The sequence below is a fragment of the Aeribacillus sp. FSL M8-0254 genome (assembly GCF_038008845.1).
GTDB lineage: Bacteria > Bacillota > Bacilli > Bacillales > Aeribacillaceae > Aeribacillus > Aeribacillus composti.
In genome coordinates this window covers 2,915,233-2,935,933 of sequence record NZ_JBBOZY010000001.1, presented here as the reverse complement: position 1 = coordinate 2,935,933, position 20,701 = coordinate 2,915,233, and the positions used below count along the sequence as shown (strand labels likewise).

Annotated in this window: 18 protein-coding genes; 13 read left to right on the top strand and 5 right to left on the bottom strand. The window is 39.6% G+C overall.

What is annotated here, in order from left to right:
* Positions 1-15 precede the first annotated feature (15 nt).
* From NSQ44_RS14200 to murC, 8 genes are all read left to right on the top strand, one after another.
* The gene (locus tag NSQ44_RS14200; RefSeq protein ID WP_340857380.1) at positions 16-984 is read left to right on the top strand and encodes an ABC transporter permease; all 969 of its coding nucleotides are present in this window, start codon (positions 16-18) and stop codon (positions 982-984) included.
* Positions 959-1,747, top strand: coding sequence for an ABC transporter ATP-binding protein (locus NSQ44_RS14195; RefSeq protein WP_094244635.1), 789 nt, complete (start codon positions 959-961; stop codon positions 1,745-1,747). Before NSQ44_RS14200 ends, NSQ44_RS14195 begins: the two co-directional genes overlap by 26 nt.
* 105 nt (positions 1,748-1,852) lie before the next feature.
* Positions 1,853-2,410, top strand: a complete 558-nt coding sequence (locus NSQ44_RS14190; RefSeq protein WP_327863980.1) for a helix-turn-helix domain-containing protein — start codon at positions 1,853-1,855, stop codon at positions 2,408-2,410.
* Between the two features lie 18 nt (positions 2,411-2,428).
* Positions 2,429-3,148, top strand: a complete 720-nt coding sequence (locus tag NSQ44_RS14185; protein ID WP_094244637.1) for an AzlC family ABC transporter permease — start codon at positions 2,429-2,431, stop codon at positions 3,146-3,148.
* Positions 3,141-3,446: an AzlD domain-containing protein gene (locus NSQ44_RS14180; RefSeq protein ID WP_066248892.1), complete on the top strand. Its 306-nt coding sequence runs from the start codon at positions 3,141-3,143 to the stop codon at positions 3,444-3,446. The genes NSQ44_RS14185 and NSQ44_RS14180 overlap by 8 nt, the downstream gene beginning before the upstream one ends.
* An 83-nt stretch (positions 3,447-3,529) precedes the next feature.
* Positions 3,530-4,789: a M48 family metallopeptidase gene (locus NSQ44_RS14175; protein WP_340788185.1), complete on the top strand. Its 1,260-nt coding sequence runs from the start codon at positions 3,530-3,532 to the stop codon at positions 4,787-4,789.
* Positions 4,790-4,942: 153 nt separating this feature from the next.
* Positions 4,943-7,468 (top strand): DNA translocase FtsK, encoded by a 2,526-nt coding sequence (locus NSQ44_RS14170; RefSeq protein ID WP_340857378.1) that lies wholly within the window; start codon positions 4,943-4,945, stop codon positions 7,466-7,468.
* A 203-nt stretch (positions 7,469-7,671) separates the two neighbouring features.
* A complete protein-coding gene (gene murC / locus NSQ44_RS14165) occupies positions 7,672-8,970 on the top strand; it encodes a UDP-N-acetylmuramate--L-alanine ligase (RefSeq protein WP_063387332.1) in 1,299 nt (432 codons plus the stop codon).
* A 59-nt stretch (positions 8,971-9,029) separates the two neighbouring features.
* Here murC and NSQ44_RS14160 read toward each other — a convergent pair whose 3' ends face one another.
* Positions 9,030-10,145, bottom strand: coding sequence for an aminopeptidase (locus tag NSQ44_RS14160; RefSeq protein ID WP_340857377.1), 1,116 nt, complete (start codon positions 10,143-10,145; stop codon positions 9,030-9,032).
* 196 nt (positions 10,146-10,341) lie between these two features.
* Here NSQ44_RS14160 and NSQ44_RS14155 point away from each other — a divergent pair, with 196 nt between their 5' ends.
* Positions 10,342-10,773, top strand: a complete 432-nt coding sequence (locus NSQ44_RS14155; protein WP_340857376.1) for a DUF948 domain-containing protein — start codon at positions 10,342-10,344, stop codon at positions 10,771-10,773.
* A 126-nt stretch (positions 10,774-10,899) separates the two neighbouring features.
* Here NSQ44_RS14155 and NSQ44_RS14150 read toward each other — a convergent pair whose 3' ends face one another.
* Positions 10,900-12,144, bottom strand: a complete 1,245-nt coding sequence (locus NSQ44_RS14150) for an IS110 family transposase (protein WP_445659536.1) — start codon at positions 12,142-12,144, stop codon at positions 10,900-10,902.
* A 304-nt stretch (positions 12,145-12,448) separates the two neighbouring features.
* Here NSQ44_RS14150 and NSQ44_RS14145 point away from each other — a divergent pair, with 304 nt between their 5' ends.
* The 3 genes from NSQ44_RS14145 to ccpA all read left to right on the top strand — a co-directional run bounded on the left by NSQ44_RS14145 (position 12,449) and on the right by ccpA (position 15,692).
* Entirely contained in the window at positions 12,449-12,892 is a 444-nt protein-coding gene (locus NSQ44_RS14145) for a YtxH domain-containing protein (protein ID WP_063387335.1), read from the top strand.
* 478 nt (positions 12,893-13,370) lie between these two features.
* Positions 13,371-14,447 (top strand): bifunctional 3-deoxy-7-phosphoheptulonate synthase/chorismate mutase, encoded by a 1,077-nt coding sequence (locus NSQ44_RS14140; protein ID WP_063387336.1) that lies wholly within the window; start codon positions 13,371-13,373, stop codon positions 14,445-14,447.
* Positions 14,448-14,687: 240 nt separating this feature from the next.
* Positions 14,688-15,692 (top strand): catabolite control protein A, encoded by a 1,005-nt coding sequence (gene ccpA / locus NSQ44_RS14135; RefSeq protein WP_066248881.1) that lies wholly within the window; start codon positions 14,688-14,690, stop codon positions 15,690-15,692.
* Between the two features lie 36 nt (positions 15,693-15,728).
* On the opposite strand, the gene NSQ44_RS14130 is transcribed toward ccpA, so the two are convergent.
* The 3 genes from NSQ44_RS14130 to NSQ44_RS14120 are packed head-to-tail and all read right to left on the bottom strand — an operon-like array spanning position 15,729 to position 18,235.
* Positions 15,729-16,925, bottom strand: coding sequence for an acetoin utilization protein AcuC (locus tag NSQ44_RS14130; RefSeq protein ID WP_340857372.1), 1,197 nt, complete (start codon positions 16,923-16,925; stop codon positions 15,729-15,731).
* A gap of 1 nt (position 16,926) precedes the next feature.
* Entirely contained in the window at positions 16,927-17,568 is a 642-nt protein-coding gene (locus NSQ44_RS14125) for an acetoin utilization AcuB family protein (RefSeq protein ID WP_094244646.1), read from the bottom strand.
* Between the two features lie 34 nt (positions 17,569-17,602).
* Positions 17,603-18,235, bottom strand: coding sequence for a GNAT family N-acetyltransferase (locus tag NSQ44_RS14120; protein ID WP_340857371.1), 633 nt, complete (start codon positions 18,233-18,235; stop codon positions 17,603-17,605).
* A gap of 159 nt (positions 18,236-18,394) precedes the next feature.
* On the opposite strand from NSQ44_RS14120, the gene acsA reads away from it, so the two are divergent.
* Entirely contained in the window at positions 18,395-20,110 is a 1,716-nt protein-coding gene (gene acsA / locus NSQ44_RS14115; protein WP_340857370.1) for an acetate--CoA ligase, read from the top strand.
* The last annotated feature ends 591 nt before the right edge of the window (positions 20,111-20,701 follow it).

Here is a 20,701-nt window from a genome sequence, read left to right as displayed (position 1 = left end):
TGGAAGGGTGTTTACATGCTGACAGCAGTATATGGCTCACTTGAGGCGGGACTTATTTACGCAATAATGGCTCTCGGAGTCTATTTATCTTTTAGAATATTAGATTTTCCAGATTTAACGGTTGACGGTAGCTTCGTTACTGGAGCTGCCGTCGCAGCCGTCATGATCATAGACGGAGCTCATCCTGTTATGGCGACGATTGCCGGAATGATTGTCGGCTTTCTAGCTGGGATCTTAACGGGAATTTTGCATTCGTATGGGAAAATTAATCCGTTGTTATCCGGTATATTAATGATGATCGCTCTTTATTCCATTAATTTGCGAATTATGGGAAAATCGAATGTTTCGCTTTTACAGGAGGAAACGCTTTTCTCAAAGCTGGCCGATGCGCTGGCACCGATCGATCAAGCCGTTAAGAGCGTCATTTCTTTTTCCCCGACCACATGGTCAGTCATCATTTCAATGGTGTTATTGGTCGCTTTTTTAAAGCTCATCCTTGATTACTTCTTAAAAACGGAAATCGGACTTGCTATAAGAGCTGTCGGAGATAACGAAGAAATGATTAAAAGTTTTTCGGCGAATACAAACTTTCTTAAAGTATTAGGATTAGGATTGTCAAATGGTTTGGTTGCTCTGTCAGGTGCGCTTGTCGCCCAATATAATGGCTTCAGCGATGCCAATATGGGAATTGGAATGATTGTGATCGGGCTTGCTTCCGTTATTATTGGAGAGGCAATTGTCGGCAACAAGACGATTGTTCGGGCTACCTTAGCTGTTATAATCGGTGCTGTCATTTATCGTTTCATAGTCGCCTTTGCATTTAGATTTAACTTTTTTGAAACAGGCGATATAAAATTAATTACAGCTTGTATCGTCATTTTGGCGTTAATCATCCCGCGATATTTAGAAAAACGGCGTGAGAAAAAAAGAAAATTGGCAAGAAAGCGGGGGGAACAAGTTGCTTCAGCTAAAACACATTCATAAAGTGTTTAACGAAGGGTCATTGGATGAAAAAATCGCCTTAGATGGAATTCATTTAGAGGTCGAAAAAGGCGATTTTATTACGATTATTGGCAGCAACGGCGCAGGGAAATCGACTTTGCTGAACATCATAGCTGGAAAGCTGTTTCCCGATGAGGGGGAAGTCTGGCTTGACGGCGTAAATATAACAACACTTCCTGAGCATAAACGATCAAAATATATCGGCAGAGTGTTTCAAAATCCGTTGTCAGGCACATCGCCGACGTTGACCATTGAAGAAAATTTGGCGATCGCTTACGGCCGTGTTCATAAACGAACTTTGGCCAGAGGTGTAACGAATAAGCGGAAAAATTATTTTAAGGAGCAGCTGTCGCTTTTGGGGCTTGGATTAGAAAACCGTTTAAATGCGAAAGTAGGATTGCTGTCAGGCGGGGAAAGACAGGCGTTGTCGCTTTTGATGGCAACATTTACGAAACCGAAAATATTATTGCTTGATGAGCATACAGCCGCATTAGATCCCGCACGCGCAGAGGTCGTCCTGTCGCTTACGAAAAAATTTATTGAAGAATATAATTTAACAACGATTATGATTACACATAATATGCAGCAGGCGATTGATCTAGGAAACAGATTGCTGATGATGAATCGCGGAAAAATCATTTTTGAGGCATCTGCTGAACAAAAAGTAAAACTGACCATTCCGAAATTAATGGACGAATTTGCCAAAATTCAAGATGCAGTATCTGACCGGGTGCTCTTAAGCTGATATTCACCTCTTTCCATTCAGGGGAGAGGTTTTTAAATGCAATTTTGTTCAATATATAAAACAAATGTATGATATAATAAACAAAACGTAAACAAGGAGGAAAACATGAAGCCGATTCAGCAAATTATTGGGGAAAATTTTTGTAAAATCCGAAAAAGGATGGCGCTAAGCCTCGACAAGGTGTCTGAAAAGACAGGCGTTTCCAAAGCGATTCTGGCACAAATTGAAAGGGGGGAAGCGAATCCGACTGTCTCCACGCTGTGGAAAATAGCGAACGGACTTCATGTATCATTTTCCGCTTTGATGAAGGAGGAGGCGCCAAGCGTTCAAAAAATATCTTTATCAAACATACCGGCTATATCTGATGATGATGAAAAGTATAAAGTATACCCGATGTTTACGTTTGAAATCGGCAAGCCGTTTGAGGTGTTTGAAGCACATTTAGAGCCTGGACATGTCCATCAATCGGATGAACATGCGCACGGGGTGCAAGAAATTTTGATCATTCAAAAGGGAGCTTTAGAAATTGTAATTGATGGATGTTCTTATGTTGTTCGCGAAGGGGAAGCGATCCGATTTGCAGCGGACAAAAAGCATGATTATAAAAATATAACGGATCAAAAAGTTAAATATTATGTGATCATTTATTATCCGGAAAACTAGAAATGGAGGTGATTCCGATTGCATTCGACAGCATTGGCAAAATATAAATCGGAATTAATCCAAGGCATTCAAGCAGGAATCAGCATTGCCATCGGCTATTTTCCCGTTGCCATCGCTTTCGGCCTTCTTGCTGAAAGAACGGGACTTTCGATTGCGGAAACGGTGATGATGAGCGCAATCGTTTTTGCAGGAGCGGCTCAATATATGTCATTAAGCCTAATTGCTGCGCATGTTGGTGCATGGGAAATTATTATGACAACTTTCATTGTAAACATCCGCCATTTCCTTATGTCAGCATCATTAAATGAGAAAGTGGAGAAAGACTCCATATGGATAAAAGCTCTGTACGGCTTTGGTGTAACAGATGAAACATATGCAGTTGCGGCTGTCAGACAGGAAATGGTCACAGCACCATATATGTTTGGACTATGCTTGATGGCATATAGCAGCTGGGTGATCAATTCTGGAATCGGTTATATAGTTGGAGAAAATTTGCCCGCTTTCTTACAGGAAAGCATGGGAATTGCTCTATATGCCCTATTCATCGGCTTATTGGTTCCTTCATTAAAAAAACATCGGAAAATTATCGTACTAGCTTTATTATCTGCAGTGATAAATTCCGTTTTATTGACGACCGGACGGCTGTCTATAGGCTGGTCTATTGCATTGTCGTCCTTATTTTCCTCCGTTGTTGTGGAATGTATCTTTAGAAAATTAGAGGTGCAGCAAGATGAATAGCCAAATATTTTGGTTGATTATCGGAATGGGCGTTGTGACATACATACCGCGAATGCTTCCTTTTGTTATTTTCAGTCAATTACATCTCCCTCCGTTTTGGCAAAATGTATTAAAAAATGTACCATATGCAACATTAGGTGCATTGATCGTGCCCTCGGTCTTTTTTATTCACGAGGATTTCCTGTTTGGAGCAGTCGGTGCATTTACAGCGTTCATTGCTGCTTATTTCGGAGCCAATGTCTTTTTTGTAGTTATGTGTTCAATTGCCGTTTTATCTTTTTACAGCTTCTTTTTCTAAATATTTTGGAAAAGCAGTTCTATTACGATGTTTTTTTATCTAAACTACTAAAGGAGGGAGTTAAGCTCAAGGGGGTATTCGGCTTGAAAAAGAGTCTTCTAACGATCATTTTATTATATGCAGTTTACGGTTTGGTTTTATACTTCTATTTATTCTTCTGGACGGGTTATGAGCTGCCGAAGGGAATTGAAGGTACTGCTGCTGATCCGAAAACGTTTTTAACGGCAGAGGAGCTGCAGCTGTCAGAAAATTATTCGCAATTGAAAAATTTGTTATTTTTCATATCCATTCCGTTAGAGTGGATCATCTTTTTTATTGTGCTAAGCTTTGGGATTTCAAAAACATTTCAGCAATGGGCGGAAACAGCATCCCGTTTCTTTATAGTCCAAACAGCTTTATACTATTTTTGGCTGTCATTGCTTGTCACTTTACTAACATTACCTGTCAGCTGGCTGAACTATAAGCTGTCAAAGGATTTTCAAATCTCGACCCAGACGTTGAACTCGTGGCTGAAGGATGAAGTGACCGATTTTCTTGTGAATTATGTTTTAATGGCGGTTGTCGTCACGTTTCTATACATCATTATTCGAAAATTTGAAAAGCGCTGGTGGCTTTGGGCATGGTTTGCATCGATACCATTCACATTGTTTATAATGTTTATTCAGCCGGTAATCATTGATCCGCTGTACAACGATTTTTACCCGTTGAAAAATAAAAAGCTGGAGGAAGAAATTTTACAGCTAGCTTCCAAAGCAGATATTCCCGCGGAGCATGTGTATGAAGTGGATATGTCCACCAAAACAAATGCGTTGAACGCCTATGTGACAGGAATAGGATCAAATTCGAGAATCGTTTTGTGGGATACGACGTTAAATAAATTAAGCGAAGATGAAATATTATTCATTATGGCTCATGAGATGGGACATTATGTGATGAAGCACATCTATATCGGAATAGCCGGGTATTTGCTTCTTTCCTTGGCAGGTTTATATATCATTCATCGGTTAATGATTTTTTGTACAAATCGATGGGGGAAAAGGCTGAACATTCAATCTATACGTGAATTGTCGTCGCTTCCTCTATTTCTTTTGCTGCTGGGGATGTTATCGTTCGCTTCAAGCCCTATATCCGGCATAGTATCAAGGTATCAAGAGAAACAGGCGGATTTATATGCAATTGAAATGACAAAAAACGAGGAAGCGGCTGTAAAAACATTTCAACATTTGGCGAAATTTAGCCGCAGCGAAATAAATCCGCCGAAAATAGTGAAATTTTTACGTTACGATCATCCGCCTCTGATTGAACGAATTATGTATATCGAAAATATAAAAAATAAAGAATAAACTCCTTGTTTATACAGGGAGTCTTATTTATTTTTAAATCTGTGATTTTAGCAATATAATATTAATGTTTGTCATTGCTTTTTAAACTTCCAAAAAGTATTTTTATTGATAAAATATAGGATGAGATTAGTATGAATGAAAGAGTGATCATAGATGAGCTGGTTGTCAAAACTGTTGCGGTTGTTTTTCGATAATCAGGAAGAGGAATATGAAAGAAAGATAGATAAAAACAATTCTACTGAAAAAATAAAAGATCAATCATTAACTGACGATAGATTAGAGATGCAAGCTAGAGTTACATATCAATATCCGAAAGGAAACTTTCGGTTTCCGCTAATATCCGATGATGAAACATTGCGAGAAACGAGACGCCCAGCGGATGCGGCAAAATCAAAAGCAAAAACATCTTCTGAACGCAAGCAGTCTCGACTGAATAGTGCACAAGGCGCACAAAAGGAAAGAAAATCTTTTCAGCCAACGGAAATCCCTTCACCGATTTTTGGATTTGGACCAAGGAATAGAGATGATTTATTTTTCAAAAAAATTGAAGAGCGATATCAGCAACAGACGGACATAGACGTACATGATATTTTCATCAATGATCTGGAAAAACAAAAAGAAGTGCAAAGGGAGTTTGCTGCAGCAGAAGAAATAGAAATAAATGAAATGATAGAATATGAAAACGATTATGAAAAAGAAATATCAAAAACACAAGATCACGAAGCTGAGGATTCATATTTTGAAATAACAGCACCGCCTTCGGAGGATAAACAGCGAGAAGCTGAGGAAGCACAATCGGTCGAGGCTTCAAAGCTGGAGATGGATTCAAAGCAAGAGACGAATCTAAAACAGCGGACGGATCTAAACCAGGAGATGGAATCAAAGCAAGAAACGAATCTAAAACAGTGGACGGATCTAAACCAGGAGACGGGATCAAAGCAAGAGACGAATCTAAAACAGTGGACAGGTCTAAATCAGGAGACGGATCTAAAACAAGAGACAGTTCTAAAGCAGGGGACGAATCTAAAACAGGAGACAGATCTAAAACAAGGAACAGATCTAAATCAGGAGGAAGGTCCAAAACAGGAGACGAGCCTAAAACAGGAAGCGGATCCAAAGCATTTAGAGAAAAAGTCCGATGACAGACGAAAGCCTGTTTCCAGAGGAAAGCTTTCAAATCAAAACGAAAAGACAATTATTCCATATAATGTCATTATGTTTGGGCAAGATAAACGAAAGCTTGAAGTAAAGGAAAAACGGCAAAATTATTTGTTTCCGCCGCTCACCCTCCTGAACGTTCAGCCGTTTGAGGAAGAAGCGGATGATCAGTGGATAGAAAAGCAAAAGAATTTGCTCGATCTTACGCTGCAAAATTTTCATGTCAATGCAAAAGTGGTCAATGTGTCACAAGGGCCTTCCGTCACGAGGTTTGAGGTTCATCCTGAACCCGGCGTAAAAGTGAGCAAGATAACTAACTTGATAGACGATATTAAATTAAGCTTATCTGCAAAAGACATCCGGATTGAGGCTCCGATACCGGGGAAAAACACAATCGGGATTGAGGTGCCAAACCGGAAAAGCAAAACGGTTTTTTTAAGAGAGATTTTACGGTCGAAAGCTTTTCAAGCCAACCGCTCTCCGTTAACGGTTGCTCTGGGCCTCAGCATTTCAGGGGAGCCGATTGTGACGGATTTGAAAAAAATGCCGCATGGTTTGATTGCGGGAGCTACAGGGTCAGGAAAAAGCGTTTGTATCAATACGATTTTAGTCAGCCTGCTCTATAAAGCAACTCCAAATGATGTGAAAATGCTCCTCATTGATCCAAAAATGGTGGAGCTTGCACCGTATAACCGCATACCTCATCTCGTAAGCCCTGTTATTACGGATGTAAAAGCAGCTACTGCTGCACTGAAATGGGCGGTAGATGAAATGGAAAGAAGGTATGAATTATTTGCCCATGTAGGCGTTCGAGATATCGAGAAATTTAATGAACGAGTCGGCGACAAGGAAAAGGAGAAACGATTGCCGTACATCGTGATTGTGATTGACGAGCTCGCTGATTTAATGATGGTTTCGCCGAACGATGTGGAGGAGGCGATTTGCCGGATTGCCCAAAAAGCGAGAGCTTGCGGCATCCATTTATTAATTGCCACACAAAGACCGTCTGTTGATGTTATAACCGGTTTAATAAAGGCGAATATTCCTACAAGAATAGCATTTTCCGTATCATCGCAAATAGATTCAAGAACGATTCTTGATACTTCCGGTGCAGAAAGACTCCTAGGAAGAGGAGACATGCTGTTTTTAGAAAACGGTTCTGCAAAACCGGTAAGAGTTCAAGGAACTTTTGTTTCTGATGATGAAATTGATCGCGTCGTTCACCATGTAAAAAACCAGATGGCGCCCAATTATTTGTTTAAACAAGAGGAATTGCTTGCGAAAACAAATTTTCAAACAGAAGAAGATGATCTTTTTTATGAAGCCTGCGAGTTTGTTGTAGAGCAGGGGCATGCTTCGGCTTCAAGCCTTCAACGCCGTTTTCGAATCGGTTATAATAGAGCGGCCAGATTGATTGATTTAATGGAGGAGCAGGGGATCATTTCCCCGCCGAAAGGGAGCAAGCCGAGAGACGTGCTAGTGTCAGAAGAACAATTGAAAACAATAAAAGAGAGTAGTTGAGATGTACTGAACATGATATTATTAAAATGTTGGGCTGATTTTGGCAATGCCGATTTAAAACGATATACGTTGCTTTCAATTAGGAAACACTAAAAGTATACAATATTGCGTTATGAAGCTTGCAGGAAATAAATATTATAGTTGCAAAACTAGTCATTCGTCATATATTATTTTACAGATAGACGATTGTTGGAGGTTCTTATATGACTGCTTATCATTTTGTTGGCATAAAAGGAACAGGGATGAGTGCTTTAGCTCAAATCCTTCATGATATGAATGAAAATGTACAAGGATCTGATATTGAAAAATATATTTTTACACAAAAAGGCTTGGAGGAACGGGGAATTCAAATATTTCCTTTTTCGAAAAATAACATTCACCCTGGTTTAACTGTAATAGCTGGTAATGCTTTTCCAGATACACATGAGGAGATTGAAGAAGCAAAGAGACTTCAATTGCCAGTTTACCGCTATCACAAATTTTTAGGGGAATTGATGAACAAATTCACAAGCATAGCGGTAACTGGCGTGCACGGTAAAACATCTACAACCGGTTTACTGTCTCATGTTATGCAAGGTGCTTTTCCTACCTCATACTTGATTGGAGACGGAACGGGAAAAGGAGTTCAAAACAGCAAATATTTTGTCTTTGAAGCATGTGAATACCGGCGCCATTTTCTATCCTATCATCCGGATTATGCGATTATGACGAACATTGATTTTGACCACCCTGATTATTATCGTGATCTGGATGATGTTTTTTCAGCCTTTCAGCAAATGGCTTTACAAGTGAAAAAAGGAATTATCGCTTGCGGAGATGATGAGCGTTTACAGGAAATACAAGCGAAAGTTCCGGTATTATATTACGGTTTTCATGAGGAAAACGATTTTCAAGCGAGAAATGTGGTGAAAAGCACAACGGGAACTGTATTTGATGTATATATTCGGAATACGTTTTACGGCACATTTGAAATTCCTGCATTCGGGGATCACAACGTTCTAAATGCGCTGGCGGTTATTACGTTATGCCAATACGAAAATATTGGAATTGATGTTATTCAGGAGCGCGTCAAAACGTTTAAAGGCGTAAAAAGAAGATTCAGCGCCAAAAATTTTGGAGGACAAGTGCTGATTGACGATTACGCCCATCATCCTACGGAAATAAAAGCAACAATTGAAGCTGCGCGGCAAAAATATCCTGACCGGGAAATTGTTGCTGTTTTTCAGCCTCATACCTTTTCAAGAACACAGTCATTTCTTAATGAGTTTGCGGATAGTTTAAAAAGCGCCGACAAAGTATACTTATGCGAAATTTTTGGCTCTGCCCGTGAAAACATAGGGAACCTAACGATTAAAGATTTGCAGGCGCAAATTGAACATTCAGAGTTAATCGATGAGACGAACATTAAAGTTTTGAAAAAGCATGAAAGCAGCGTTATTTTATTCATGGGTGCAGGAGATATTCAAAAATATCAAGATGCCTATGAAAAGCTGTGTGTTTAAAACAAAACGACTGTAACAAAAAATGTTACAGTCGTTTTGTTTTTATAGCGAAGAATGCACTATTTTAAATTCTCAGGATTTAGCTGCTCCAATTCCGGAATGACAAACAGTCCGTCTTTTCGGATTAATACGTCGTCAAAATAAATTTCTCCGCCTCCATATTCCGGACGCTGAATGGCGACCAAATCCCAGTGGATATTGGAATGGTTGCCATTATACGCTTCATCGTAGCATTGCCCTGGCGTAAAGTGGAAGCTTCCAGCGATTTTTTCGTCAAACAGAATGTCCTGCATCGGGTGAAGGATATATGGATTGACACCGATGGCGAATTCACCGATATATCTTGCTCCTTCATCTGTATCCAAAATGCTGTTTAATCGTTTTGTATCATTAGCTGACGCATCAATGATTTTTCCGTCTTTAAATGTTAACCGAACATTTTCAAATGTAAATCCTTGGTACGGAGAAGGCGTATTAAACGTAATGGTACCGTTCACAGAATTTTTAACAGGCGCTGTAAATACTTCACCGTCAGGAATATTCATGCGTCCTGCACATTTAATCGCAGGAATATCTTTGATTGAAAAAGTCAAATCAGTGCCAGGACCTTTAATATGTACTTTGTCAGTTTTGTTCATCAGTTCAACAAGCGCATCCATCGCTTTATCCATTTTTTCGTAATCAAGAGTGCAGACATTAAAATAAAAGTCTTCAAACGCTTCTGTGCTCATGTTTGCAAGCTGTGCCATGGATTCATTCGGGTATCTGAGAACCACCCATTTTGTTTTCGGAACGCGGATTTCACGATGCACCTTTTGCCCGATTGTTCTGCCTTCCAGCTTCATTTTTTCTTCTGGAACGTCAGCAAATTCATTAATGTTTTTGCCTGATCTGAGGCCTATGTATGCGTCCATTTCTTTCATGACATTTGCTTCGAAATCAGCCATCATTTCGAATTGTTCTTCTTGTCCTCCAAGCAATAAAGCTCGGTTTATTTGATGATCTTTAATGGAAACAAACGGATGCCCGCCAGCTTTGTAAGCCTCGCGGATGAGAGCAATCACAAGCTCCTTCTCAAGACCAAAGTTTTCAATAAGCACTTTTTCGCCTTTTTGCAGTTGGCATGAATAATGAATTAAAATTTTTGCCAATTTTTCGATTCTTGGATCTTTCAACTTGCCGGCCTCCTTTTTTTCGTTATACAATAATATTGTAGCGTTTTCTGATTGGATTTAAAACTTGTTCTATTTTTGATATGATCGAAAGGATTCAATTGACAAAATGTCGAATAGATAAATGATTGCAGATTTTATGTTTGCATTCCGAAAAATTAGGGAATTGCATTATTGGTTTTACTTGGAGGTGCAGCAGTTGGAATTCATATTATATGCAAGCATTGCGCTAGTAGCTGTAGCTTTTACAGTGTTAGTTGTTTATTTAGCCAAAACATTAAAATCTCTGCGCATTACACTCGATCAAGTAGCCGGGACGCTTGCGGGCCTTGAAAAGCAGGTGGAGGGTATTACAAAAGAAACAACAGATTTGCTTCATAAAACAAACCAATTGGCGGAAGACATTCAGAAAAAATCTGAGAAGGTCAACTCAGTGGTGGATGCAGTAAAAGAGATTGGAACATCCATTCAACAATTTAATCGGTCTATGAAAAAAGTTTCAGCGAGTGTAACTGGACAATTGGAAAAAAATGAAGAAAAAGTTGCTCAAGCCATCCAGTGGACAAATGCTGTGATGGAATTGATTGATAAAGTAAAGCAGAGAAAACGATCAAAGAAGCAAACTGATTAATTAATTTTACTTAAAAAACAGGAGGCGCAAGTCTGAAATATCTCTTACGGGCGACCACTGAAATAGAGGGCATAGTAAAATAAGCCATCGATCGATGACCTTGATGGAAATATTTGGATATAAAGGTTAGGTTGCAACAGTAATTATACGAAACCCTTGGGATTTAGCTAATAAAAGAGCTTGTTCTACCGTGATTTCACGGTTTACTGGAAGAACATCAGCTTTTTTATATAAATTCGGATTATATGGTTCTTTCTTTTTGAGAATGTTGTAGATAGCTGTTAAAAGCATACGTGCAATGGCAATAATTGCTCGTTTGTGACCCCTGCGCTTTTTGAGTTTCAAATAGCGGTTTCGAATTTCGGGATGTTTTTCACTTTTGACTACAGCGGTGGCACACTGTACCAAAAGAGGCTTGATGTAGCAGCCTGCTCTCGAAATTCTTACTGACTTTTTCTTGCCGGCACTCTCGTTATTTGTGGGTGTAAGTCCTGCCCAGGAACATAAATGCTTAGCTGTCGGAAACACGTCCATATTGACACCTATTTCTGAAACCACGGCAATGGCGGAAAAGATGTTCTTAAAGGACGGAACAGTTAAGATTAAGTTGATTTCTTCTGTGTAGGACTCGGCAAGAGAAAGGATAATTTTTTCAAGATCTGCTTTACGAGATTGAAGGTCTTCATAGTGCTGTTTCATCACCTTTAATTTTTCAGCCTGCTCCGGTGTAATAAATCCGTCAATGGCTAACTCCAATTCAGGCAGTTTACTCTTCATGGAGCCGTGGATTAAAGGTTCAATATCAAAAGAAGTGTCTAAAGGGTTCTTAAGGAGCTTTTCAATGATGTTCATAGAGCTTTTGCCGAAGGTATCTGAAACAACATTTCCAAGCTGGATGTTAGACACAGTTAAACTGTTTTGAAGACGGTTCTTCTCACTTGACATAAAATTAGTCAGTTTAAAACGATAGCGCATAAGGTCACGCAGCTGTCTAATCTCAAGTGGTGGCATAAAGCTTCCAGCCACAAGGTCATGCTTAAATAAATCAGCAATCCATTTGGCGTCTTTTTTATCTGTTTTCTTGCCACGGATCGCCTTGACGTACTTAGGGTGTGCAAGAGTGATGTTGCAGGAAGCTTCAAGTACATTAAACACAGGAATCCAGTATTTCCCGGTAGATTCCATACAGACATCCTTACAGTTATTTTCACAAAGCCATTGTGACAGCTCATTCAATCCTTTTGTATAGGTAGAAAAGCGATGGCGTTTGTAAGTTGTAACTCCTTTGATTGTTGAGGCAATACAGGCAACAACAAAGGTTTTGTGGACATCGATTCCACAACAGATAGGGTATACAATTTTTAAGGCCATAGGGAATGATCCTTTCAGAGAATTATAGGGATAGACAGCATTGACTGATTGCCCAGCAATAAACGAGTAGTTGTTTATACAAAGATAAGTCTGCGTGCTCGAAGTCACACTTATTTGTGCTTGGAAAGGCAATCTACACATATAAACATGCGGTCACCCTGCAACCAGAGTGGCCCACTCACCTCCGCGTGATTTGTAGTTGACTGTTATCCCTATGACTTTAGAATAATAAAAATAACGCCGGTGGCACAATTGTTTCATTACGTTTTGTGCCTTGAGCGAAGCGAAAGGAATGGGTATAAACATGTCAAAAAAAAGCACGAATAAAAAAGGGTTTATAATAGGTTCTATTATAGGCGCTGTTGTTGGGGCAGCTTCCGCATTATTGCTTACGCCAAAGTCAGGAAAAGAGCTGCGCGAAAATTTTAATGATCAGGCGGGAAAAGTGAAGGAAAAAACATCAAAAATTACAAGCGAAGCATATGAAAAAGGAGTACAGTTTATCAGCTTGGCAAAAGAAAAATCACAAAATATTCAACAGAAAATCCAAGAGCAGTCTGAGGGCTTGGTAAAAAAAATAAAGGAACGAAGCAATGAAAATGAAATTTCTGAAAAAGAAAATCCTTCAGATTCCGCTGACACCGAGCTTGACGACGAACAAAGTCAGAAAACAGAAAATTTGACTGACACTTCACAAGCCTCAGATGAAGAGCTTCAAAGCGAAAACAATAAAGAAACAAAGTCATAGGTTTGGCAAGACAATCATCATCGGCAAACAAGCCGATGATTTTCGTTTACAGGAAAATAGGCAGCGAATAGAGGAAAAGAGCGTGAAAATTTTCATGGGGAATATTTTTTCAAACAGTGTTACAAGTCCATCAGCCGGCAAGGTTTTCAAGAATTTTAAGCTTTTGCTGCTGATTGCCAAAGCCCTAATCATTTAGTTTACATGTACAAGAATTGTCCGATTTTCTAACTGAAACATAACATAAAATAAACATAAATCCCCCAAATAATGTATAATAATTTTATCTGGCATGATGATCTTTGGGAAATGACTTGTGAAGAACTAAAGAAAATATTTTGAAAAAAATAAACACTTTACCGCTTAAAAGCGTTTAATCGATAAAGAAATTTTTAGTGACATTTCAAGGAATATGGTTTATAATAAACCCTAATTAAAATCAAATGCTTAAAATTTTGACGGATGTGAAAGGGTGGAAAAAATGAGCAATACAGAATTAGAAGCGCTTAGGGAACGGGTTGATGAAATCAATTTGCAAATTTTAAAATTAATTAACGAGCGAGGCAAGCTTGTTCAAGAAATTGGGAAAGCGAAAGAAGCGCAAGGAGTTAACCGATATGATCCTGTCCGTGAACGAAAAATGCTCGATTTAATAAAAGAACATAATAATGGTCCATTTGAAGATTCCACTTTACAGCATATTTTTAAGGAAATATTTAAAGCGGCATTAGAGCTTCAAGAGGACGATCATCGCAAAGCATTGTTAGTATCAAGAAAGAAAAAGAAAGAGAATACAATCGTTGACGTCAAAGGCGAAAAAATCGGGGATGGCAGCCAATACTTTGTTGTCGGTCCTTGTGCGGTAGAAAGCTATGAGCAAGTAGCTGCTGTTGCGGAAGCAGCGAAGAAACAAGGCTTGAAGCTGCTAAGAGGCGGTGCATTTAAACCTAGAACATCACCATATGATTTCCAAGGTTTAGGTATTGAAGGCTTAAAAATTTTAAAAAGAATTGCTGATGAGTTTGATATGGCAGTTATTAGTGAAATTGTGTCGCCTCAAGATATTGATGTGGCCCTTGATTACATCGATGTCATCCAAATCGGGGCACGGAACATGCAAAACTTTGAATTGTTAAAAGCAGCAGGATCTGTTCGCAAGCCTGTATTGTTAAAACGCGGTCTTTCTGCAACGTTATCAGAATTTATGAATGCTGCGGAATACATTATTTCTCGAGGTAACGATCAAATCATTCTTTGTGAACGCGGAATTCGCACGTATGAACGCGCTACAAGAAACACGCTGGACATTACAGCAGTTCCGATTTTAAAACAGGAAACACATTTGCCTGTATTAGTTGATGTCACTCATTCAACAGGCCGGAAAGACCTTCTAATTCCTGCTGCAAAAGCTGCTCTTGCTATTGGGGCAGACGGTATTATGGCTGAAGTTCATCCGGATCCGGAAGTAGCTTTGTCAGATTCTGCGCAGCAAATGAATATTGAACAATTCAATCAGTTTATTTCTGAATTAAGACCATTAGCGAAAGTAAATGCCTAATTGAATATCGTCTATTTTTTAAAAAAGGAGCCTTTTAAGGTTCCTTTTTTTGCGTAGATCGTTTACATTATTTAATGAAGGATATACTTTAATGAACATATTTTTTTAACGAAAAAGGTAAAAATATAAGAAAACACGCCAAGCACATTGCGGACGAATGCTTTGTATCGTATGATAAGAGTTATACGGAAGAGACTGTTATTTATTTGATATAGATCATTTAGATGAGGAGTGTTGATCATGAATAATGTGACGATATATGATGTTGCACGTGAAGCGAACGTTTCAATGGCGACAGTTTCACGAGTTGTAAACGGCAACCCGAATGTAAAGCCGACAACTAGAAAGAAAGTATTGGAAGCGATTGAGCGTCTCGGCTATCGGCCAAATGCTGTCGCAAGAGGGCTTGCTAGCAAAAAGACGACGACTGTAGGTGTTGTTATACCGGATGTATCAAGCACATTTTATTCAGAATTGGCTCGCGGGATTGAAGACATCGCAACGATGTATAAATATAATATTATTTTAAGCAATTCTGACCAAAATAAAGAAAAAGAATTGCATTTGCTTAACACCCTTTTAGGGAAACAAGTGGATGGAATTGTATTTATGAGCGGCAATATTACAGAGGAGCATGTGGAAGAATTTAAACGTTCACCGGTTCCTATTGTGCTTGCATCAACTTTTGATGAGAACAATGAACTGCCTTCTGTTAATATCAATTATGAACAGGCAGCCTATGATGCGGTTAAGTTTTTAATCGATAAAGGACACAAACATATTGCTTATGTATCCGGGCCGATGGAAGAGCCTGTGAATAAAGTGAAAAAACTTAAAGGATACATACGTGCACTTGAAGAGGCAGGGATCAAATACGATGAACAATTTGTAGTAGAAGGAGATTATTCCTACGAATCCGGGATTGAAGCATTTGACAAAGTGTTGGAGCTGTCGCCAAAACCGACTGCAATCTTTGTTGGAACGGACGAAATGGCATTGGGCGTGATTCATGCCGCTCAAGATAAAGGCTATGAAATTCCGAAAGATTTTGATGTCATCGGCTTTGACAATACTCGTTTGGCGACTATGGTTCGTCCGCGATTAACAACCGTTGTCCAACCGTCTTACGATATCGGTGCGGTTGCGATGCGCCTGTTAACAAAATTGATGAACAAAGAGGAAGTAGATAATCATATTGTTGAACTCCCGCATCGTATTGAAATTCGGCAATCGACAAAATCATAATCTTTTTAAGCTGAAGAAAAAACGGCCAAGCTTTTTTTAAAAAGTTTGGCCGTTAACATTTTTTTTTGTATTATATTCCCTTTGCTGCCGGATGAATTGCAGAGCCAATTCAAGAGTGTGATTGTTTTTTTCTTCAATTTCTTTTTTCCTTGGAATCGGTTGATATAACGGATCGGGATCTTCCCATGTTGTGATTAATTCAACGGGAGATTTCTCCTGCCATTTTTCCAGCCATTCTTTCGGAAGAGCTCCTTGTGCTTTGTAGCTTAAATTTTTCATCTCCAGCCAAATGAGCGACCAAGCTCTTGGAACAACCCGCCAAATATCGTAGCCTCCTCCGCCGACAGCTATCCATTTTCCATCGCAGTAGCTGTGGGCAATTTCATGTGCAAGCTTCGGAATTTCCCGGTAAATATTGATGCTGGCGTGAAGATGAGTTAGTGGATCAAAATAGTGGGCATCAGCTCCGTTTTGAGTGACGATGACATCAGGCTTAAAGTACTCTGCAACTTCTGTAACGGCCTCTTTGTAAACTTTTAGCCATGATTCATCTTCGGTAAATGCATCTAACGGAATATTAAAGGCAAAACCGTATCCAGAACCTTGTCCCCGCTCATGAACTGTTCCTGTCCCAGGAAATAAATATCGACCAGTTTCATGAATAGATAGTGTGCAAACGTTTGGCTCATCATAAAACGACCATTGAACACCGTCTCCGTGATGCGCATCCGTGTCAATGTACAGCACCCTTGCCCCATATTTTTCGATAATATATTTAATCGCCACTGCGCTGTCATTATATATACAAAATCCAGACGCTTTCCCCCTGAAGCCGTGATGAAGACCTCCGCCTAAATTTAAAGCATGCTTCGATTTTTCCATCATGACATGATCAACTGCTGTTAATGTCGCGCCAACAATAAGAGAACTGGCCTGATGCATGTTTGGAAAAATGGGTGTATCTTCCGTACCAAGTCCGTAGTTTAAAGCTTCATGCTCAGACAGCTTTCCTTCCCCTGCCTGTTTTACTGCACGAATATAGCCGGCATCATGAATAAGCTCCAGCTCCTCATCTGTTGCAAATCTTGGTTCAACTATTTCATCATCTTCAAGCGCTTTCAATTTTTTTAGCAAATCAACTGTTAATTCTACTCGCAGCTGGTTGAATGGGTGCTTATTACTAAATTTATAATTTAAAAATAAAGGGGAATAAATAAACACGCTGTCTTTCATGTTATTCCCCCAACATATGAGGCCATACAACGGTATAACCTTTTTTCTCAAGCTCAGTAATAAGCCCCATTGGATTCATCGTCTGCACCCGAAAAACTAGTGTTTTGAATTTTTCGTTTTCTTCTGGATACACAAAAACGCTGGAAATGTTTACTTTTCCTTTATGAAATACTGTTGCGACTTCTGAAAGCATTCCGGTTATATTGGGAACTCTTACTTCAATTCGGGAGCTGGGCTGATGGGCTCCAGTCAACTTTACAAACGTATGCAAAAGATCTGTTTTGGTAATAATTCCGACAAGCTTTCCATTTGTAGTAATGGGGAGGCAGCTGATTTTATGCTCATAAAAAATCGTAGCAGCATCTTCAACAAAATCAAGAGGGTGTCCGGTTATGACATCGGTTTTCATAATGTTTTTAACTGGCTTGTTTAAAAGCGCATCCAATTTTTCATTTTTACTTAATATAGAGGGAGCAGCATCGCGAATATCTCTGTCTGATATAATGCCAATAAGGGTATTCTCTTCGCTGATGATCGGAATATGCTTGATTCTAGCTTTTTTAATTAAGTTTAAAGCATCTTGGATCGAGTGATCCGGAGAAAGCGTGAGTACGTTTTTTTGCATGATTTTTTCAATAATCATGTTATCCATCCCCTTTCCAAGAATAGCATGGCGATTAATACAAAAATCTGTTTGTAAACCTTAATTGGTCGAATTTCTGAATCGATTCGTTATCTACTCTTTTTCCAATACGAACCATTAAACAGTTTGCAGGATGAGAGCAAATTTCTGGATCATCTGTTGCATACCATTCAAGACCGCCTGCATTCATCATTTTTTCCATCATTTTTCTATACTCCCAAACATTTAAGCCAGTTCCCTTTAAATCCCAATGCCAATAATATTCCGTTGTAATAATGATGTAATCTTCCATTGCGTCATCCATCATCGAAACAATCAATAAATTTTTTCCAATTTCACATCCGCGAAATTCTGGAATCACTTCAATGGCTCCTAGCTCAATTAAATTTTCCATCTTTCCTTCAGACCATCGTTCTAGAGGATCAGGGTATAAAAATGTAACATACCCGATGATTGTTTCGCCTTTTCTGGCAATAATAATCCGTCCTTCAGGAAGCTTGGCAATTTCTACAAGCGCTTTGTGCTGGCTTGGTGCAGGACGGAAAGCTGTTAAATCCTCATGAAATTTATAGCCTGCCAGTTTATCGGGGGGAATTGGACCTTCGACAATTACCGTTCCATTTGGAGTTTCAATTTCTTTGGCATGATATGTTTTTTTATGTTCCATTCATTACACCGCCTACCAATCTAATAACCTATTCATATTATACAGGAATTGTCGAACATAATCGGATTTGTTTTGTAAAAAATTTTTACAAAATTGCGAAATGGAATAAAAAGTTATATAATGATAAACAAATATACTAATTTTTAGGGGGGTACTTCGATGAAAGTGGAAGCGCTACCAGCAATAAAAGGAAACCACAACTTAGCAAACTATGAGGAAGCATATAGAAGCTTTGACTGGAAAGAAGTAGAGGAGAATTTTTCATGGAGTAAAACTGGGAAAATCAATGCGGCTTATGAGGCGATTGACCGTCATGCAGATGGGGCCAAAAAAAATAAAGTCGCACTTTATTATCGCGATGCGAATCGTGACGAAAAGTATACGTTTGAAGAGATGAAAGAGCTCTCCAATAAAGCTGCGAATGTTTTAAAACAGCATACCGACCTTCAAAAAGGTGATCGGGTTTTCGTATTTATGCCTAGAAGTCCAGAGCTTTATTTTGTCATTTTGGGCGCAATTAAACTGGGAGCTATTGTAGGTCCTTTATTTGAAGCGTTTATGGAGAGCGCGGTAAAGGATCGTTTGGAAGATAGTGAAGCAAAAGTGATTGTAACAACAAAAGAGCTGCTGCCAAGAGTTCCAATTGATGAATTGCCTGCGCTCAAACATGTGGTGGTTGTTGGAGAAGATGTAAAAGAAGAAGGAAAAATAATCGATTTCTTTGCTCATTTTGAAAATGCAAGCAAAGATTTGGAAATTGAGTGGGTGGATCGGAGAGACGGACTTCTTTTGCATTATACTTCCGGATCAACAGGAAAACCGAAAGGCGTTCTCCATGTCCATAATGCGATGATTCAGCATTATCAAACAGCAAAATGGGTTCTTGACTTGAAGGAAGAAGATATTTATTGGTGTACGGCAGACCCTGGATGGGTGACCGGAACAGTTTACGGTATTTTTGGTCCGTGGCTTCTAGGTGTTACAAATGTTATTGTTGGAGGCAGATTCAGCCCTGATTATTGGTATGAAACAATCGAAAAATACGGTGTCACTGTCTGGTACAGCGCTCCAACAGCGTTTCGGATGCTGATGAGTGCAGGAGACGAATTGGTGAAAAAATATAATTTAAGCTCTCTGCGCCATATTTTAAGTATCGGAGAACCTTTAAATCCTGAAGTTATTCGCTGGGGAATGAAAGTATTTAATAAGCGTATTCATGATACTTGGTGGATGACGGAAACAGGCGGGCATCTTATTTGCAACTATCCGTGTATGGATATCCGTCCTGGATCAATGGGCAAGCCGATCCCCGGCGTAAAAGCAGCAATTATTGACGATCATGGAAATGAATTGCCTCCAAACCGAATGGGGAATCTAGCAATTAAAAAAGGCTGGCCTTCCATGATGCAAGCAATTTGGAATAATCCTGAAAAATATGAATCTTATTTTATCGGCGACTGGTATGTATCTGGAGACTCCGCTTATATGGATGAAGATGGATATTTTTGGTTCCAGGGACGGGTTGATGACGTCATTATGACTTCCGGCGAACGGGTCGGACCGTTCGAAGTAGAAAGCAAGCTTGTTGAACATCCCGCTGTAGCGGAAGCTGGAGTTATCGGCAAGCCGGACCCTGTTCGAGGAGAAATTATTAAAGCGTTCGTTGCATTGCGCAGCGGCTATGAAGCATCAGAAGATTTGAAAGAGGATATTCGCCAGTTTGTTAAAAAAGGGCTGGCAGCACATGCAGCGCCACGGGAAATAGAATTTTGCGAAAAACTGCCGAAAACTCGAAGCGGAAAAATTATGCGCCGCGTGTTGAAAGCATGGGAGCTTAACTTGCCAACAGGTGACTTGTCGACGTTGGAAGATTAAAAAATAATCGAAGCCGTAAGTCTAGTAAATAGGCTTGCGGCTTTGTTATGTGCGCCCGGCATGTACATGAACTATAGGGTGTAAGTCCCGAACCCCGAAGACAGAAGTAGAGGTTAGCTCAACGAAAGGGTGTCCGTGGTGACGCGGAATCTGAAGGAAGCTGGAGGCAAAACACCGGTCCGAGGAACACGAACCTCATATAAGGCTAGGTATGATTGAGTGAGTTTGCATAACAAAACAAAGCTCTTTCTGTCGAAGGTCATATCGAGTAAATGAGGCGGATAGATGGTGTGAAAGTGCATGTACTTACCCGGGGAGGTCTGGCGGATAGGTGAAGTACTCTTCATAACCTACTTAGTGATAAGTAGCTGAACCGTCAGAAGTCAGCAGAGGTCATAGTATTAGTTGGTCTAGAACAACTAAGAAGGACCGAACAATTAAGAGAGAATAGCCCTTGGCATTCAGTGAGTCATGATGAACACAGGAAACGTAGTACCTCACTTGAGGGAGGAAGCGGTGAATCCCGTGGGAGACCTCTTGGAGGGTGGAGTGACCACTGGCATAAAGAGAACAGCTATTCACGGAAGTTAT

Coding starts and splice junctions, on each gene's coding strand:
- NSQ44_RS14145 (WP_063387335.1), top strand. CDS start 12,449: ATGTCAAAAAAAAGCACGAATAAAAAAGGGTTTATAATAGGTTCTATT.
- ccpA (WP_066248881.1), top strand. CDS start 14,688: ATGAATAATGTGACGATATATGATGTTGCACGTGAAGCGAACGTTTCA.
- NSQ44_RS14120 (WP_340857371.1), bottom strand. CDS start 18,235: ATGGAACATAAAAAAACATATCATGCCAAAGAAATTGAAACTCCAAAT.
- NSQ44_RS14200 (WP_340857380.1), top strand. CDS start 16: ATGCTGACAGCAGTATATGGCTCACTTGAGGCGGGACTTATTTACGCA.
- NSQ44_RS14130 (WP_340857372.1), bottom strand. CDS start 16,925: ATGAAAGACAGCGTGTTTATTTATTCCCCTTTATTTTTAAATTATAAA.
- murC (WP_063387332.1), top strand. CDS start 7,672: ATGACTGCTTATCATTTTGTTGGCATAAAAGGAACAGGGATGAGTGCT.
- NSQ44_RS14125 (WP_094244646.1), bottom strand. CDS start 17,568: ATGATTATTGAAAAAATCATGCAAAAAAACGTACTCACGCTTTCTCCG.
- NSQ44_RS14190 (WP_327863980.1), top strand. CDS start 1,853: ATGAAGCCGATTCAGCAAATTATTGGGGAAAATTTTTGTAAAATCCGA.
- NSQ44_RS14150 (WP_445659536.1), bottom strand. CDS start 12,144: ATGGCCTTAAAAATTGTATACCCTATCTGTTGTGGAATCGATGTCCAC.
- acsA (WP_340857370.1), top strand. CDS start 18,395: ATGAAAGTGGAAGCGCTACCAGCAATAAAAGGAAACCACAACTTAGCA.
- NSQ44_RS14180 (WP_066248892.1), top strand. CDS start 3,141: ATGAATAGCCAAATATTTTGGTTGATTATCGGAATGGGCGTTGTGACA.
- NSQ44_RS14140 (WP_063387336.1), top strand. CDS start 13,371: ATGAGCAATACAGAATTAGAAGCGCTTAGGGAACGGGTTGATGAAATC.
- NSQ44_RS14170 (WP_340857378.1), top strand. CDS start 4,943: ATGAGCTGGTTGTCAAAACTGTTGCGGTTGTTTTTCGATAATCAGGAA.